This window comes from Embleya sp. NPDC001921 (assembly GCF_053594475.1).
Genome location: NZ_JBSFEO010000027.1, coordinates 122,078 through 137,617 on the forward strand (window position 1 = coordinate 122,078; position 15,540 = coordinate 137,617).

The following is a 15,540-nucleotide window of genomic DNA, read 5'->3' on the forward strand; positions in this document are numbered from 1 at the left end:
CATGGTCACCGGCGGCGCGGGCTACGTGGGCAGCGTCGTCGCCGCCCACCTGGTCGCGGCCGGCCACGATGTGGTGGTGCTCGACGACCTGTCCACCGGGCATCGGGACGCGGTCCCGGACAAGGCGCGATTCGTCGAGGGCCGGGTGCAGGACGCCGCCGAACATCTGGACGCCTCGTTCGACGCCGTGCTGCACTTCGCCGCGTCCTCGCTGGTGGGCGAGTCGGTCACCGACCCGGCCATGTACTGGCACAACAACGTCGGCGGCTCGCTCGCGCTGCTGGACGCGCTGCGTACGCACGGCGTCGCCCGCTTCGTGTTCTCCTCCACCGCGGCCGTGTACGGCGCCCCCGAGGTCTCGCCGATCACCGAGGACGCGCCGTGCGCGCCGACGAACCCGTACGGCGCCTCGAAACTGACGGTCGATCATCTGATCACCTCGTACTGCGCCGCGTACGGCCTGCGCGCGGTGAGCCTGCGCTACTTCAACGTCGCGGGCGCCTACGGCCGGTACGGCGAGCGGCACGCGACCGAGACCCACCTGATCCCGCTCGCGCTCCAGGTGCCCAACGGCACACGCGGCTCGGTCGCGCTGTACGGCACCGACTACCCCACGCCCGACGGCACGTGCGTACGCGACTACATCCACGTCGCCGACCTGGCCGACGCGCACCTGCTCGCGCTGGACGCGACCGACACGGGCGGCGCCGCGACCGGGCACCTGATCTGCAACCTCGGCAACGGCACCGGCTTCTCGGTCCGCGACGTGGTGGACGCGGTCCGAACCGTGACCGGATGCGCGGTGCCCGCGCACGAGGCGCCGCGCCGCGCGGGCGATCCGCCGGTCCTGGTCGCCGCCGCCGACCGTGCGCGCGACCTGCTCGGCTGGCATCCCACCCGGACCTCGCTCGAGGACATCGTCGCGGACGCGTGGTCCTTCCTGCGGAACGGCGAGGCCGGGCAGTGAGCGAGTTCCGTGTCGAGGGCATCTGGGCCGCGCCGGGCCGGGTCAACGTGATCGGCGAACACACCGACTACAACAACGGGTTCGTGCTGCCGATCGCGATCCCGCACACCGCGCGCGCGGCGGTCGGGCGACGCGCCGACGGCCGGCTGCGGCTCGCGTCCGGGCACGCGGGCAGCGAATCGCTCGACGTCGCGATCGAGGACCTGGCGCCCGGCACGCCGGCCGGCTGGGCCGCGTACCCGGCGGGCGTGTTGTGGGCGCTGCGCGAGGCGGGACACGAGGTCGGCGGCGCCGACATCCGGATCGACAGCGACGTACCGGTGGGGGCGGGGCTGTCCTCGTCGGCGGCGCTGTCCTGCGCGGTCGCGCTGGCGCTCGACGACCTGTACGAACTGGGCCTGGATCGCGTCGGGTTGGCCCGCATCGCGCAGCGCGTGGAGACCGACTTCGTGGGCGTCCCGGTCGGGATGCTGGACCAGATGGCCTCGCTCGGCTGCGTCACTGGCCACGCGTTCTTCCTCGACTGCCGCGATCTGACGGGCAGTCATGTGCCGTTCGACTGCGAGGGGGTGGGGCTGCGTCTGCTGGTGATCGACACCCGGGCCCGACACGCGCTCGTGGACGGCGGGTACGCGGAACGGCGGGCCTCCTGCGAGGAGGCGGCACGACTGCTCGGGGTGCCGTCGCTGCGCGAGGTGGCCGACCCGGACGCGGCCCTGGCGGCGCTGCCGGACGGGCCGCTGCGCCGCCGGGTACGGCACGTCCTGACCGAGAACGCGCGGGTGCTGCGGGTGGTCGAGGCGCTGCGGGCCGGCGACGTGCGGGCGATCGGGCCCGAGTTGACCGCGTCGCACGTGTCGATGCGGGACGACTACACGATCTCCTGCGCCGAGCTCGACACCGCCGTGGACACCGCGCTGGCCGCGGGCGCGCTCGGGGCGCGGTTGGTGGGCGGGGGCTTCGGCGGCTCGGCGATCGCACTGGTCGACGCGGACCGGTGCGCGGCGGTCGCGGACGCGGTGGAGAAGGCCTTCGCGACCCGGGGATTCACCGCTCCGCGCTTCTTCCAGGCGGTGCCGTCGGCGGGTGCGCGCCGGGAATCCTGACCGCTCCCGGCCCGCCCGGGGGCAGAGGGGCGCCGACCCGGCCGCCGGATCCGTCCCGGCGGCCGGGCTCGGGTCACCTCGGCCGCGGCCGCCCGGAGCAGTGGCCGGACTTCGTGCGCGGTGCGGCGCGCGACGGGCGGGAGCGCGGCCGGGGGCAGCCGGACGGATCGGGTGTGGCACAGGAGTTCGGTGGCGGGCCGACAGCCGGGGTCCGCCTCGAGGGACCGGGCCACGGTTTACGGGGTACCCGTGTACATGTTGCCGATTGCCAGGTGGTCGGTCGGCGTGAAATCGACCGGGAAGCGGCCGGCGGCTCGGCCCGCGGTGATCCACGGAATCAGCCGCTCGGTCGGGGCGGTCGACGGGCCGGGGCGCACCGGACGGGAGAGGGCGACTCGGGTCGGGTGCACCGGGCCAGGTGTTCCGCCGCCTCGCGGTCGCCCGGGAGCGGGCCGGCGGGGCCGCTCGGGCGCCGGCCGGAGAGGATGCCGAGGCCGCGTTCGACCGCCCACGCGATGCCTTCGGGACTGCCGGTGCCGAGCCATATCCGGTCGCGGGGGGTGGGCACGGACGAAACCGGGTCGGCGCCGGTCGACAGGTCGAGCACGGTGTCCACGAACTCCCGGAGCCGGGCGTGCCGCGCCGGGTACGGGACACCGAACGCTTCGAGCGTCGCGGGGTCGGAGCCCGCCCCCAGGGCGTGCCTTCGATCCCCCGTCGGGCTCCGCGGCGTGAGCGCGGCGAGGAGCCCGGAGGGCGGATGCCGTGCATCGGCGTGCCGGAGAAGCGCCCGCATGGTGGTTCTATTCGGCGTTTCTCCGGGGCGGCGAGCGCGGCGAGGGAGCCCGAAGGGCGGATGCGGTGCCGGGCGTCGTGGAGCCCGGCGGGGGATTGAAGCCACGCCCTGGGCCCGGTTCCAGCCGGCCGGCGCCGAGCGTGTCGAGCGCGGCGGCGTCCTCGGCGAGCCGGATCGGGTGCTCGGTCGGGACCACCACGACGACTGTGCCGAGTCGGACCATCCCAGGGCGATACCGATCCCGGGACGTGACTTCGCGACCCTCGCCGCCGGCCCGCCCGGGTGCGTGCTCCTCACCCACCGGGTCCGTGGGCGGACGCCGCCGTCCGCGTAGCGTTGGCGCCATGAGCAACCTCGATACCCAACCGACCCTGACCACGTGCGGCGGCCGGGCCGATGTCCCCGGCGCGCCCGTCCACGAGTTGCTGAAGTCCCGCGAGGTGCCGCTGGGCGAGAGCCACATGGTGCGCCGGCTGCTGCCGAGCCTGGGCCGGCGGATGATCGGCGCGTGGTGCTTCGTGGACCACTACGGCCCGGACGACATCGCCGACGCGCCCGGCATGCAGGTCCCGCCGCACCCGCACCTGGGACTCCAGACGGTGAGCTGGTTGCGCGAGGGCAGCGTGCTGCACCGGGACAGCCTGGGCAGCCTGGCCACCGTGCGACCCGGCGAGCTGGGTCTGATGACCTCGGGCCGGGCCATCTCGCACTCCGAGGAGTCCCCGCGCGAACACGCCCGACTGCTGCACGGCGCGCAGCTGTGGGTCGCGCTGCCGGACGCGCACCGGGGCGTGGACCCGCACTTCGAGCACCACACCGAGCTCCCGGTGGTCGTCGGCGGCGGACTGACCGCCACCGTGATCATGGGCACGCTGGACGGGTCCACCTCACCGGGCACCGCGTACAGCCCGCTGGTCGGCGCGGACCTGACGCTGGCGCCGGGCACGGACGTACGGCCGCCGCTGGAGCCGGACTTCGAGTACGCGGTGATGTCGATGTCCGGCGAGGCCGAGGTGGACGGCGTGCCGCTCACCCCCGGCGGGCTGCTGTATCTGGGCTGCGGGCGCACCTCGCTCTCGATCCGGTCGACGAACGGCGCCGACCTGATGCTGCTCGGCGGCGAGCCGTTCGCCGAGGAGATCGTGATGTGGTGGAACTTCGTGGCGCGCACCGGCGAGGAGGTCGCCGCCGCGCGCACGGCGTGGGCGAACGGGTCCGACTTCGGCACGGTGACCGGCTACGACGGGCCGCGGATGGAAGCGCCGGCGTTGCCGTCCGTACCGCTGCGGGCCCGGGGCCGGGTTCGCTGACGTCGGGGCCGGGTGTCGACGCCGGGTGTCGACGCCGGGTGTCGACGCCGGGTTCGGCCGCGTCCTCGATCGGGCACCGGACGGGCCGGGCCGGACCCCGCGTCGGGCCCGGCCCGTCGTCGGGTCGGCGTTGCCGCCCGGGTCAGCCCTTCGGCGTCGCGAAGACGCCCGGTGGGAACGCGCCGTTGGCCAGGGCCGTGCCGGTCAGCATCGCGGCCAGGTCGGTGAGGCGGGCGGTGTCGGTGTCGCCGAGGTGGTGGAACGGGGCCAGGCCGAGGCGATCGGTGCGTTCCTCGACGGACCGGCGCAGCTCGCGGCCCGCGTCGGTGAGCGCGCCGGCCGTGTCGACCAGGCCGCGCGTGGCCAGCCGGTCGCGGGCCGCCTCCCACTGCTCCACGGTCCAACCGCGATTGCCGATCGCGAACTCCGGGACGAATCCGCGCCCGGTCGCGGTGTGCGTGAACAGCGCCTCGATGCCGTCCAGTTCGGCCTCGACCAGGGCCACCAGATGCCCGTCGCCGCGATACTCGCGGATCAGCGTGACGGCGTGCCACAGCGCGACGTGCGGCTGCTCCGCCGGGTCGGGCGGGTCGAGTTCGGCGTGCGCCGCGTACAGCGGCCGGGCCTCCGGGCCGCCCGCCCACGCGCAGGACAGCGCCAGTTCGGCCGCCTCGCGCAGTTCCGCCGAGCGCACCAGGTCCTCGCCCAGGACCCGGCGCAGCGCCTGGTCGACCACCCGCAGCCGCGCCGCGTACACCGCCTCCGGCGTGGCCGACGCCCACGCCGCCGGGATGTGCCGGCCGATCAGCGCCGGACTGAAGTTGTAGAAGGTCGCCCGGACGGTGGCCGCACCGACCGCCCCCATCGGCGCGGCTCGGGACGCGAAGTAGCCCATCCGTCCCTTCCGCAACCCGACCGCGACGAACTCGAGGTCGGCTTCGGGGGCGAAGTAGACCAGCGAGTGCAGCGGATTCAGTACGTTGTGGCATCGCCTGCCGGTGCGAGCATCCATGCTCCGACCGTAACCATCGGCGCATGCCCGCGACAGGGCACGGCGGCAGTCGGCGACCGCTCGCCGCGGTGTGCCGCGACCGTCAGCGGATGCTCGCGACGGTGCGCTGCGCGGCCTCGACGATCTCGTCCAGGTGACCGCCGTGCGCACCGTGCCAGTACACCCGGTCGCACGCGCGGCATCGGGCGAACGCGTCCACCCGGTCCAGCGTGCCCGCCTCGACCTCGGACTCGACCTCCTCGCGCGTCGCCGCCCGCAACTCGCCGTTGCACGCCGTACAGCGTGTCCAGGGCGCGAGCGGCAACGCGAACCGGCGGAGCAGGTCGTCGAGTTGGCCGTCGGCACGGATCCCGTACACGTACGCGCCGAACCACAGGTTCTTGCGCCGGAGCAGACCGCGGTCCTGGGTGAGCAGCACCCGCCGCTCGGCGTTGGCCTGGATCACCAGGGTCGGGTCGTCGCAGTCGTTGTGATACGCCGTGTCGATCCCGACCAGACGCATCCGTCGAGCCAGCGCGCCGAGGTGCACGTCGAGCAGGAAGCGCGGCGGCGCGTCGGCGTACTCCGGGATGGCCTGCGGTCGCCGGATCGGCAGCACGTCCACGACCTCGCCGCCGACCGGTCGATGCCCCGGCCCGACTTCGCGACCGTCCACCAGCAGCGCACCGACCTCGGGCAGCGGCGGTCCGGCGGATTCCACCAGGTGTCCGAGCGTCGAATCCCCGTCGGCGGGGACGGTCACCGGCAGTCCGCGCAGCCTCGGCGGCAGGAATTGTTGCAACTCGGCGGGGATCTGAAGCAGCACGTCCGATCGATTCACCGGGCCAGCATCCCATCGCGCACCCCCACCGCGCCCGGGGTTTCCGGGGCGATCGCGCGGTCGCCGGGGCGCGTCCCCGATCGCCCGCCGCCGCCCCGCCCGGCCGATGTCGCGCGCCTGCCCGACGGGCGTCGACGGATCGCCTCTCGCGCGTGGGAGCCGTGGAATAACCAACCGCCCCGGTGCCTTGAAGCACGCATCGGGACACACTTCGAAACTCCGGGAGGCGTCCATGGCTCGCAGTGAGCTTCGTCCGATCGTGAAGCTTCGGTCCACCGCCGGGACCGGTTTCACCTACGTGACCAGAAAGAACCGGCGCAACGATCCCGACCGGATGAGCCTGCGCAAGTACGACCCGGCCGCCGGAAAGCACGTGTTGTTCCGCGAAGAGCGTTAGGCGAAGCGTCCGGCGGAGCGATGCGCCGGACGGCACAACGGCCGGCGGGACGCCGACGGGGAGAGAGCCGAACCGCAGGGGCCGCGCACCGCGACGGGTGCGCGGCCCCTGGTCGTGCCGAATTCGCCATCCGCCCGATTCCGGTTCGTCCCCCTTCGTCTCCCTTCGCCCCTCGCGGCCGAACCGCGTTCGACCGGGTCGTCCCGCGGGTCCGGGGCGCGCGGCACGTCCACCCACGCGGTCCGCACGCGGCGAGCCCGGCCACGATCGCCCTCCGCGGGCGATCGCGCGCGAAGTCGTCGGCGTCGCCGAGCAGCCTTCGCGCTCGACGGGACCACGAGCAGGTGATCGGCGCGCGACCCGAGCCGATGGCTGAGGTGGCTGAGGATGCGCGAGCCGGCGGCGGGCCGAATCAGCGGAATCCGGTCGTCGCTCATGCGCTCGCGCCCCCGTTCGCTCGGGTCGGCGGCTCCTCGAACGCGGTGATCGCGGGTTCGAGCACCTTGATGTCGATCACGTCGCCGTCGGGCAGACCCCGGTGGGCCAGCCGGGACAGGTCGTACGCGAGGCGATCCAGGCCGTGGCCGCGGCCGGGGCGAAACAGCAGCGCGAAGGTCGCGCGCAGCGCCGCCGCGCGGGTCGAGTCGCCCCGCGTGGTGCCGAGCAGTTCGGTGAACAGCCGGGCCACCACCCGGTATCCGTCCCGATCGCACACCGCGAGCCGGACCACGGCCAGGAATCGCTCGCTGGTCAGCAGTTCGCCGTCGACGTCCTCGCCGACCAGGACGGCCGCCACCTCGGCGGCGGCCCCCGCCTCCTCCCAGTCCTCCACCCGCTCCAGCACCGACTCGGCGCGCATGCCGTCCCGGCACAGCGCCGCGAGTCCCTCCCGGGCCGCGGCCGCCACCGCGCGATCCCCCGTCCGGGCCAGGCGGAGCAGATCCGTCAGGGTCCGGCCGGGATAGACCGACGCCAGCCCCGGGTACGCCCGTGCCGCCATCAGCCGCAGCCCCGAGCGGGTGGTGTCCCGACTCCAGTCCGCCAACAGGCGCCGCACCTGGGTGGCCACCACCGCGTCCCGGGCCGCCGCCCGCAGCACCGGTACCGCCATCGAGCGCCTGGCGTCGTCGTCCCGAACCCAGCGCAGCACCGGCGCCAACGGCAGGTGCCCGCGACCGGTCGCGATCAGGTCGCCCGCGGCGCGGGCCGCGAACCGATGGACGTCCGGCGGATGCCGCGGGGTCGCGGCCAACCAGTCCAGCAGCGGGTCGCGCAGGTCCGGATACAGGTCCCATACGTGCGCCCGGACCGACGCCGCCCAGTGCGGTCGGTCGAAGGCGACCACGTCCAGCCGGTAGCGGGCGCCGTCACGCGTCGCGTCGGCGGCGATCGTGGTCGCGTCGATCAGGTCCAGCCGGGCCGCCCGGGTCCGTGGCGGCCAGTCGTCGGCCGGTTCCTCGGCCGCGGTCGGCAGCCACTCGGCCAGCGTCTCGCGCAGCGCCCCCGCGCGCTCGGCGACGATGCCGTAGTCGTGCCCCTCGAAGACCGCCGCCGCGATCATCAGCGCCCAGTCGGCGCGCCCGGGATGGGCCCGCAGCCAGTCGGCCACAGCCGCGTGGTCGCGGTCGCGCAGCACGTTCAGCACCTCGGTCCTGGTGAACCTGCCGCCGGCCAGGTCGGCCAGGTCGCCGGCGACGGCCGCCGCCCGGTCCGGCCGGCCCCCGTCGGCACGCACCAGTTCGGCGACGTCCTCGTCCACCAGGTCCAGGTGGCGGCGCTCCCAGTCCCGACCCAGATGGTGGGCGAGGTGGCTGTGCAGCACCTGGAGCGGGTCGGGCCGTTCGCACGGCACGTGCCAGGGTGCCCACAGCGCGAGCACCGGCGCGGTGGCGACCGCGGTCACCACGAGCACGCTGTCGCGTTCGATCAGGCGTCGGCGCAGCAGTTCGAGGTCGTGGCGGGTGCACCCGGCAAGCGGGTCCGCGGCGGCGCCGTCGACCACATAGCCCCGGCCGCGCTGGATCCGGTGGGTGGTCGGGTCCTCGTCGGGGTCGAGCGCGATCACCTGCCCGGCGTACTGGTCCTGCATCAGGTGCAGGGCCAGTGTGCGCTTGCCCGACCCCGCCTCGCCGGTGAGCAGGATCAGGTGGCGGGCCATCATGCTGCGGGCGCGCAGGTAGCCCTTCGGCGGGACGAACGTGCGCCGGACGAACTCGCTCTCCTCCGGCCAGATCGGCCCCTCGCGCGCCTGCCGCAACCGGCGCGCGCTGCCGGGGCCGGCCCCGGAGGTCAGCTCCGCGTACATCCGTGCGCCGAAGACGTGCGTCCCGGTCGCCCCGTCCAGGTTGACGATCACCGTGCCGGCCGCGTCCGCACGCACGAGATCCTCGTCCGGCCGGTCCTCGAACGGTCGGTCCTCGAACGGCCGGTCCTCGTCGTCCGGTCGGTCCGCGTCCGGCCGGTCACCATCCGGTCGGTCCCGGGGCGGCCGGTCCACGTGCGGCCGGTCCCGGCCAACCCGTTCCGGGTCGATCCGCCGCTCGGACCACCGGGATTCGGCGGCGCCGTCGCGCGGCGGGACGGCGCGTACCGAGGCGGCCGGGTCGAGCGGCCGCTCGTCGGGAAGGGTCATCTCACACGCCCCGAGCCGGGCCGCCGACGTGCGGCTCGTCGTCCGGGTCCCGGCGGTGCCGCGTGAACCTCTCGGTATCCACGGCGAACAACGCCCGGATCGACGGTCTGTCGGACACGGATTCCCCCTTCGGCGAGCGTGTGACCACGCTGGGTTCGACGGGTCCACCGTGCCGCAGCCGTGCGCGCGGCGCCGCGTACTTCCGCCTTCCCGTGCCGGGGTCGTGACGCGGCAACCGGCCCGCCGCCGGCGGGTGTCCCGGAAATCATTCGACAACGGCCCGGCGTTTGTGCGGATAGTCACGAATGTCGAGCCGACTCGCGCTGCCCGCATGGGCGAGCCGCAACTACGTGTTGCAGACCGGGGCCACCTTCATCACCGGGCTGGGCAATTCCGGGGCGCTGATCGCGGCGGCCTTCGCGGTACTGGACGCCGGTGGCGGCGGGACCGGTGTCGGGCTCGTGGCCGCCGCGCGGACCCTGCCGCTGGTCGGGTTCCTGCTGCTGGGCGGGGTGATCGCGGATCGTTTCCCGAGGCATCACGTGATGGTGCTCGCCAACGTCGCGAACGCGCTGTCCCAGGGTGTGTTCGGCGTCTACGTGATCACCGGAGGAGCCGAGCTGTGGGTGATGATGCTGCTCTCCGGCATCGGCGGTTCCGCGCAGGCGCTGTACCTGCCCGCCGCACAGGGCTTGTTGTTCGCCTCGATGGAGGCCGAGCACGCCGGGCCGGCACTGGCCGTGTACCGGGTCGCCGCGACCGGCGCGCAGATCGGCGGGGCGGCGCTCGGCGGGGCGCTGACCACCGTGATCGGGCCCGGGGCGGTGCTCGTGCTGGACGCCGCCGGCTTCGTGTGCGCCGCGGTGCTGCGGCTGTTCATGCGGCTGCCCGCGTCCGGGCCGGTCGAGGACGATTCGGTGTTGCGGCAACTCGCGGACGGCTGGCGGGTGTTCGTGGCGCGGCGCTGGTTGTGGGGGATCGTGCTGCAGTTCGCGCTGCTGAACGGGGTGATGACCGCCGGCGAGACGGTGTACGGGCCGCTGGTGGCCGAGGAGCACTGGGGCGCGGCCTGGCCGTGGGGCGTGGCGCTGAGCGCGCTGGGTCTGGGCGCCCTGGTCGGCGGCCTGATCCAGGTGCGGTATCGGCCGCGCCGACTGCTTCGAGTGGGCAACTGGGGTCTCCTGCCGGTCGCGCCGACCTTCGTCGCGCTCGCGATCCCCGCGCCGTGGCCGCTGCTCGCGGTGTCGATGTTCGTCTGCGGGGTGGGCATGGAGGTGTTCGGCGTGTGCTGGATGTCGGCCCTGCACCAGGAGATCCCGCCCGAGTACGTGGCCCGCGTCTCGGCCTACGACTGGCTCGGCTCGATGGCCCTGGCCCCCGCGTGCACCGCGTTGGCGGGCCCGGCGGGCAACGCCTTCGGTTACGCGAACATGTTGTGGGCGTGCGCGGGCGCGTGTGTCGTGCTGGTGCTCGCCGTGTTCGTGATCCCCGAGGTCAGGACGCTGTCCCGGACGCCGACCGGGCAGCAGGTGAGCGACCCGGTCGCCACGGTCGCCGCGTCCTGATTCGGCGCCCCACGATCGGGCGACGCCATCGGCCCCGCCACCGGTACCGGTGGCGCACCCGGCGCCGAGCCCGGGCCCTGGGCTCGGCGCCGGGCTGCCGCCGGGCACCACGGCCCGGCCCCGGGCTCACACCGGCCGGCCACGGCCGCAGGGCACCACGGCCCGGCCCCGGGGCTCGCGGCCGTGCCGACGCCGGGCAGCCCCGCCAGGCCCTAGGCTCGCGGCCATGGTGATCACCGTCGATCCGGCCTCGCCCGTCGCGCCGTTCGAGCAGATTCGGGCCCAGCTCGCCGAGCAGGCCCGGGCCGGCACGCTGCCCGCCGGCACCCGGCTGCCGACCGTACGCGGCCTGGCCGGCGACCTCGGCCTCGCGCCCAACACCGTCGCCCGCGCCTACCGCGAACTGGAGGCGGACGGCGTGATCGAGACCCGGGGTCGTTCCGGGAGCTTCGTCGCCGCCGTCGGCGACACCGCGCACCGGGCCGCGAGCGAGGCCGCGCTGGAGTACGCCCACCGGGCACACCGGCTCGGCCTGACCCGCGACGAGGCGATCACCACCGCGCTGGCCGCGTTCGACGCGGTCTACGAGGCCTGAACCCGCTCCTCGAACCCCGGCCGGGCCCACCCGGTCGGGAAAAAGCGCTACGCGAAAACCTCTGTACGGACGGCCCGGGGCACCGGATCATCGAATTCATGTCGATGCCTCGCCAGACGTCCCGCCCATCGGATGGGGCGCCGAGCTCAGCCGGTGACGACCCCTCGACGCTGCTGCCCTTCGTCTTCGGACTCGACGACGCGGACACCCCGTACGACGCCGTGGACGGGCTCGCCCTCGCCGCCTTCGTGACCGGCGCCCAGCCGTGGGCCAGGACCACCCGCCTGGACCGGGTCAAGCCCGGCGCCCGACTGGTGCCGCGCGGCGCCAAGGTGGTCCGCGCCGTCGAGGAGGACGACCGCTCCTCCCAGCTCGCCGTCGGCGACGGCTGGACCCTGCGCTCGGTGCGCTGGCGCAGCGGTGGCGGCGAGGTCACCGTGACCGCCGTCGACGAGAAGGTCGGCCGCGCGGTGTTGAAGAAGGCGGTCAAGGGCGCCGCGGCCGATCCGCCGCCCAAGGACGAGGCCGTCGCGATGGGCTTTTGGTACTTCTCCGCCCGGCGCGGCCCGTACCGCACCACCCGGGCGATCACCGCCGCGCCGTGGGAGGACATCCGGCGCAACTACACCGCGCCGACCGCCGGCGCGTTCGACCGGCTGATGAAGGTGACGCCCGACGACGTGTCCGGGCGGTTGATCCTGCTGCACGGTCCGCCCGGCACCGGCAAGACCACGGCGCTGCGCGCGCTCGCCCGCTCGTGGCAGGACTGGTGCCGGATGGACTGCGTACTCGATCCCGAGGCGCTGTTCGGCGACACCGGCTACCTGATGGACGTGGCGATCGGGCGCGGCGACGAGGACGAGGAGTCGCACGACAAGTCCAAGAAGCAGCGGTGGCGGCTGTTGGTCCTGGAGGACTGCGACGAGCTGATCCGCGGCGAGGCCAAGCGCTCGGCCGGTCAGGCGCTGTCCCGGCTGCTCAACCTCACCGACGGTCTGCTCGGTCAGGGCCGCAACGTGATGGTGGCGATCACCACCAACGAGAACCTCGGCCGGTTGCACCCGGCGGTGGTGCGCCCCGGCCGCTGCCTGGCGCAGATCGACGTCGGCCCGCTGGACTTCGCCGAGGCGCGCGAGTGGCTCGGCACCGCCGACGGCATCGGTACGCACGCGACCCTCGCGGAGCTGTACGCGCTGCGCAACGGCGCGGCGCCGGTCGAGGTGGAGCGGCCCCGGCACGGCGGCGAGGGGTTGTATCTGTAGCGGCCGAAGCCGTGGCGGCGAAATCCCTACCGGCGCCCGGTCCCGGAGACGACGCGCGGCCGGCTCCGGGACCGGGTGGCCGCCGGGCTACACGTCCAGGTCCACCACGACCGGCGCGTGGTCGCTGGTGCCCTTGCCCTTGCGGGCCTCGCGGTCGACGTAGGAGTCGGTGGTCGCGGTGACGAACGGCGTGTTCCCGTAGACCAGGTCGATCCGCATGCCCTTGTTCTTCGGGAAGCCCAGCTCGCGGTAGTCCCAGTAGGTGAACGGGACGTCGTACTTGAGCGCTCGGGGCATCACCTCGCGCAGTCCCACGCCCTCCAGCGCGGTGACCGCGTCCCGCTCGGCCTGCGTCACGTGGGTGGAGTTCTCGCCGAACAGCGAGATGTCCCACACGTCGCGGTCGGTGGGCGCGACGTTGAAGTCGCCGAGCACCGCGAACGGTCGCGGGCCCGCCGCGTCCGCGGCGACCGCGGTGCGCAGCGCGCTCAGCCACTCCAGCTTGTAGGCGTAGTGCGGGTTGTCGACCTCGCGGCCGTTGGGCACGTACACGGACCACACCCGGACGCCGCCGCAGGTCGCGGAGATCGCCCGGGCCTCGTGCGGGCCGTCGACCTCGGGGAAGCCCGGGCCGGCCTCCAGTCCGAGGGTGACATCGGCCAGACCGACCTTGGACAACACCGCGACACCGTTCCAGCGCCCGCCGGCGTTGACGGCCGACTCGTAGCCGGCCTCCTCCAGCTCCTTGCTCGGATAGGCCTCGGGTGTGGACTTGAGCTCCTGTAGACACACCACGTCGGGCGCGGCCCGCTCCAGCCACTCCAGGAGCTTGGGCAGCCGGGCCCCGATCGAGTTGATGTTCCAGGTGGCGACCCTCATGCGAACCTTCCAGGGCGGACGACGGCGGTCGGGGCGGCCGGGCCGGCCGGACGTACCCCTCGGCCATTCTCCCTCGCCGGGGTGACACCGCCGATGCGCCCGGCGCGCGTGGGATGCGGTAGGCATGGGGCATGGACAGCACTCCCCCACCCGGGTCCGAACTCGCCGAACTGACCGCCGCGCTCGCCGCCTTCGCCGCGGAGCGGCACTGGCAGCCGTACCACACGCCGAAGAACCTGGTGATGGCGCTGAGTGTGGAGGCGGCGGAGCTGGTGGAGATCTTCCAGTGGCTGACCCCCGAGCAGGCCGCCGACGTGATGTCGGACCCCGAGCGCGGCGAGCATGTCCGGGAGGAGGTCGCGGACGTCCTCGCCTACCTGCTCGGACTCGCGGGGCAGCTCGGCATCGACCCGGCGCAGGCGCTGCGGGACAAGATGGTCAAGAACGCGATCAAGTACCCGCCGGGCGCGTCGGGGTTGTAGCGCGGGCCGATCCGGGCGCCGGGTCGTCGTGCGGGCCGATCCGCGCCCGGGCGTGGCGCGCTGGGACCGGGCGGACACGACCGCCGTGCGGGCTACGCCCGGCGCAGCCGGATCCAGTGCCGCGCGCGGGTGATCCGGTGGCCGACGCCCGGCCCGCGCGGGTCCGGCTTCGCGGGGGTCGTGGCCACGAGCCTGGTCTGGGTGCGCGGGGCGTCGGGTTCGTAGGGCAGGGCCCCGAGGTCGCCGGGCAGACCGTCGACCGCGGACCGGGCACCTTGGCGCAGCGTGTCCGTCATGGTTGTTCCCCCGTTCGGGATCCCACCGACCCCGTTGTCTTCCTCGGTCTCGCCGTTCTTGTCGATCTCGTCGACGTCGTGGATGGCGCCGATGCCGCCGATGGTGCGCGTCTCGGCGTGCTTCGACTCGGTCTCAGGCATCACGCGTGCCCTCCCGAACAGGCGTCCATGGCACGACGGTCCCGTCGCACCTCGGCCGGCGTGCCCTCCGCAACCACGCGGCCGGATTCCAACAGGGTGACCCGATCGCACACCGCGTCGACGAAGTCGCTCTCGCGATCCACCACGAGCAGCCCCACGCCGTCCGCCGCGACACCGCGCAGGAGCAGCAGCAGGGCCTCCGTCTCGCGCGGCGTCAATCCGGCGCTCGGTTCGTCCAGCAGCAGCACACGCGGTACGGCCACCATGCCGCGCGCGATGTCCAGGAGCCGTCGTTCGCCGTACGTGAGCACGCTCGCGTTCCGCTCGGGGCGACCGCGCGGGCCCGTGCGACCCGGCGCGACCGGTCCGCCGGGTCTGCGCTCCTGCTCGACGCGCGCCATCATCGGGCGTAACAACCACGAGGCGAGCAGCAGCCGGTGTCGGGTGTCGGGGCCGGCGAGCACGACGTTGTCCGCGCCGGATAACGCGCGGACCGGCTGCGGGGTCTGGAACATCCGGACCAGGCCGGCCCCGCGCGAGCGTTCGGGGCTGCCCAGGCGGACCGGCCGGCCGTCCACGAACAGTTCGCCGCCGGCCGGCACCACCCCGGTGATCGCGTTGAGCAGCGTGGTCTTGCCGCTGCCGCGCGGGCCGATCACGCCGAGCACCTCGCCGCGATCGACGGTCAGGGACACGTCGTCCACGGCGCGTACTCCGCCGAAGTCCACCCGGATGTCGCGGGCCCGCAGGACCGGTCGCCGCACCTGGTCGGACGCGGTGGCCGGGACCGGCTCGGGCCCCGGGACGTACCGGCGCGCCGGGTCAGGCATGGTCGCCCTCCTTGGCTCGGCCCGGATCCCGCGCGTGTGCAACGGTCGTTCGCACCCGCGCGGGCGGGCCCGCGAGTGCCGCTTCCCCAAGCGACACCTGCCGTGCCGCGACGGCCGCCCCCCGGCCGCGCGGCGTTGTGGGGCCCGAGCCGAGGCGCGCATGCGGGCACGCCCCGGCGTCGGGCCCTTCCCCCGGGCGGCGCGCGGGAGCGGACGCCATACCTGACACGGCGTCACCCCCCACCCGCACGCCACCCGTATCGGAGGCCGATCCGGAAGCCGGATCGGCGCTCGGACAGGGCTCCCCCACCCCGTCCGATACCGACCCGGACGTATCCGGGACAACCTCCGCGAACCGGACAGACGTCGGCTCCCCTCCTGACCCGGCGTCACCTCCCGGCCACGACATGTGGTGTGTACTGTTTCGGTGCCATCGGCCGCACCTGTCCC

At 74.3% G+C, this 15,540-nt stretch carries 16 protein-coding genes; 8 read left to right on the plus strand and 8 right to left on the minus strand.

Features of this window, described 5'->3' with window-relative positions; genetic code table 11:
• Position 1: 1 nt before the first annotated feature.
• Together galE and galK are read left to right on the plus strand one after the other, a co-directional pair.
• Positions 2–967: a UDP-glucose 4-epimerase GalE gene (galE, locus tag ACWCPW_RS28860; RefSeq protein ID WP_449764555.1), complete on the plus strand. Its 966-nt coding sequence runs from the start codon at positions 2–4 to the stop codon at positions 965–967.
• A complete protein-coding gene (galK, locus tag ACWCPW_RS28865; protein ID WP_449764509.1) occupies positions 964–2,073 on the plus strand; it encodes a galactokinase in 1,110 nt (369 codons plus the stop codon). Before galE ends, galK begins: the two co-directional genes overlap by 4 nt.
• A 337-nt stretch (positions 2,074–2,410) precedes the next feature.
• Here the strand turns inward: galK and ACWCPW_RS28870 are convergent, their stop codons facing one another.
• Positions 2,411–2,869: an LLM class flavin-dependent oxidoreductase gene (locus ACWCPW_RS28870; RefSeq protein ID WP_449764510.1), complete on the minus strand. Its 459-nt coding sequence runs from the start codon at positions 2,867–2,869 to the stop codon at positions 2,411–2,413.
• A 7-nt stretch (positions 2,870–2,876) separates the two neighbouring features.
• Positions 2,877–3,332 carry an LLM class flavin-dependent oxidoreductase gene (locus ACWCPW_RS28875; RefSeq protein ID WP_449764511.1) on the minus strand — a complete coding sequence of 152 codons (456 nt, stop codon included), beginning with the start codon at positions 3,330–3,332 and terminating at the stop codon, positions 2,877–2,879.
• Here ACWCPW_RS28875 and ACWCPW_RS28880 point away from each other — a divergent pair.
• Positions 3,214–4,179, plus strand: a complete 966-nt coding sequence (locus tag ACWCPW_RS28880; RefSeq protein ID WP_449764512.1) for a pirin family protein — start codon at positions 3,214–3,216, stop codon at positions 4,177–4,179. The two genes, ACWCPW_RS28875 and ACWCPW_RS28880, sit on opposite strands and share 119 nt — an antisense overlap.
• 142 nt (positions 4,180–4,321) lie before the next feature.
• Here ACWCPW_RS28880 and ACWCPW_RS28885 read toward each other — a convergent pair whose 3' ends face one another.
• Both ACWCPW_RS28885 and ACWCPW_RS28890 read right to left on the minus strand, forming a co-directional pair.
• Positions 4,322–5,191 (minus strand): SCO6745 family protein, encoded by an 870-nt coding sequence (locus ACWCPW_RS28885; protein ID WP_449764513.1) that lies wholly within the window; start codon positions 5,189–5,191, stop codon positions 4,322–4,324.
• Positions 5,192–5,273: 82 nt separating this feature from the next.
• Positions 5,274–6,011, minus strand: a complete 738-nt coding sequence (locus tag ACWCPW_RS28890; RefSeq protein ID WP_449764514.1) for a Mut7-C RNAse domain-containing protein — start codon at positions 6,009–6,011, stop codon at positions 5,274–5,276.
• Positions 6,012–6,243: 232 nt separating this feature from the next.
• Between ACWCPW_RS28890 and rpmG the strand changes: the two genes are divergently transcribed.
• On the plus strand, positions 6,244–6,408 hold the full coding sequence (rpmG, locus tag ACWCPW_RS28895; protein WP_395863083.1) for a 50S ribosomal protein L33: 165 nt from the start codon (positions 6,244–6,246) through the stop codon (positions 6,406–6,408).
• 433 nt (positions 6,409–6,841) lie between these two features.
• Here the strand turns inward: rpmG and ACWCPW_RS28900 are convergent, their stop codons facing one another.
• Positions 6,842–9,040, minus strand: a complete 2,199-nt coding sequence (locus tag ACWCPW_RS28900; protein WP_449764515.1) for a hypothetical protein — start codon at positions 9,038–9,040, stop codon at positions 6,842–6,844.
• 305 nt (positions 9,041–9,345) lie between these two features.
• Between ACWCPW_RS28900 and ACWCPW_RS28905 the strand changes: the two genes are divergently transcribed.
• From ACWCPW_RS28905 to ACWCPW_RS28915, 3 genes are all read left to right on the plus strand, one after another.
• Entirely contained in the window at positions 9,346–10,605 is a 1,260-nt protein-coding gene (locus ACWCPW_RS28905; protein ID WP_449764516.1) for an MFS transporter, read from the plus strand.
• Positions 10,606–10,831: 226 nt separating this feature from the next.
• A complete protein-coding gene (locus ACWCPW_RS28910) occupies positions 10,832–11,200 on the plus strand; it encodes a GntR family transcriptional regulator (RefSeq protein ID WP_449764517.1) in 369 nt (122 codons plus the stop codon).
• A gap of 104 nt (positions 11,201–11,304) precedes the next feature.
• Positions 11,305–12,462: a DUF5925 domain-containing protein gene (locus ACWCPW_RS28915; protein WP_406300247.1), complete on the plus strand. Its 1,158-nt coding sequence runs from the start codon at positions 11,305–11,307 to the stop codon at positions 12,460–12,462.
• Positions 12,463–12,549: 87 nt separating this feature from the next.
• Here ACWCPW_RS28915 and ACWCPW_RS28920 read toward each other — a convergent pair whose 3' ends face one another.
• Complete coding sequence (locus ACWCPW_RS28920) at positions 12,550–13,341, minus strand: exodeoxyribonuclease III (RefSeq protein ID WP_449764518.1); 792 nt, start codon at positions 13,339–13,341, stop codon at positions 12,550–12,552.
• Between the two features lie 131 nt (positions 13,342–13,472).
• On the opposite strand from ACWCPW_RS28920, the gene ACWCPW_RS28925 reads away from it, so the two are divergent.
• On the plus strand, positions 13,473–13,823 hold the full coding sequence (locus ACWCPW_RS28925) for a nucleotide pyrophosphohydrolase (RefSeq protein ID WP_449764519.1): 351 nt from the start codon (positions 13,473–13,475) through the stop codon (positions 13,821–13,823).
• A 92-nt stretch (positions 13,824–13,915) separates the two neighbouring features.
• On the opposite strand, the gene ACWCPW_RS28930 is transcribed toward ACWCPW_RS28925, so the two are convergent.
• Together ACWCPW_RS28930 and ACWCPW_RS28935 are read right to left on the minus strand one after the other, a co-directional pair.
• On the minus strand, positions 13,916–14,260 hold the full coding sequence (locus tag ACWCPW_RS28930) for a hypothetical protein (protein ID WP_449764520.1): 345 nt from the start codon (positions 14,258–14,260) through the stop codon (positions 13,916–13,918).
• Entirely contained in the window at positions 14,260–15,090 is an 831-nt protein-coding gene (locus ACWCPW_RS28935; protein ID WP_449764521.1) for an ABC transporter ATP-binding protein, read from the minus strand. Before ACWCPW_RS28935 ends, ACWCPW_RS28930 begins: the two co-directional genes overlap by 1 nt.
• Between the last annotated feature and the right edge of the window lie 450 nt (positions 15,091–15,540).

Coding starts and splice junctions, on each gene's coding strand:
- galE (WP_449764555.1), top strand. CDS start 2: ATGGTCACCGGCGGCGCGGGCTACGTGGGCAGCGTCGTCGCCGCCCAC.
- ACWCPW_RS28870 (WP_449764510.1), bottom strand. CDS start 2,869: ATGCGGGCGCTTCTCCGGCACGCCGATGCACGGCATCCGCCCTCCGGG.
- ACWCPW_RS28880 (WP_449764512.1), top strand. CDS start 3,214: ATGAGCAACCTCGATACCCAACCGACCCTGACCACGTGCGGCGGCCGG.
- ACWCPW_RS28875 (WP_449764511.1), bottom strand. CDS start 3,332: ATGTGGCTCTCGCCCAGCGGCACCTCGCGGGACTTCAGCAACTCGTGG.
- ACWCPW_RS28885 (WP_449764513.1), bottom strand. CDS start 5,191: ATGGATGCTCGCACCGGCAGGCGATGCCACAACGTACTGAATCCGCTG.
- rpmG (WP_395863083.1), top strand. CDS start 6,244: ATGGCTCGCAGTGAGCTTCGTCCGATCGTGAAGCTTCGGTCCACCGCC.
- ACWCPW_RS28900 (WP_449764515.1), bottom strand. CDS start 9,040: ATGACCCTTCCCGACGAGCGGCCGCTCGACCCGGCCGCCTCGGTACGC.
- ACWCPW_RS28905 (WP_449764516.1), top strand. CDS start 9,346: ATGTCGAGCCGACTCGCGCTGCCCGCATGGGCGAGCCGCAACTACGTG.
- ACWCPW_RS28910 (WP_449764517.1), top strand. CDS start 10,832: ATGGTGATCACCGTCGATCCGGCCTCGCCCGTCGCGCCGTTCGAGCAG.
- ACWCPW_RS28915 (WP_406300247.1), top strand. CDS start 11,305: ATGCCTCGCCAGACGTCCCGCCCATCGGATGGGGCGCCGAGCTCAGCC.
- ACWCPW_RS28920 (WP_449764518.1), bottom strand. CDS start 13,341: ATGAGGGTCGCCACCTGGAACATCAACTCGATCGGGGCCCGGCTGCCC.
- ACWCPW_RS28925 (WP_449764519.1), top strand. CDS start 13,473: ATGGACAGCACTCCCCCACCCGGGTCCGAACTCGCCGAACTGACCGCC.
- ACWCPW_RS28930 (WP_449764520.1), bottom strand. CDS start 14,260: ATGCCTGAGACCGAGTCGAAGCACGCCGAGACGCGCACCATCGGCGGC.
- ACWCPW_RS28935 (WP_449764521.1), bottom strand. CDS start 15,090: ATGCCTGACCCGGCGCGCCGGTACGTCCCGGGGCCCGAGCCGGTCCCG.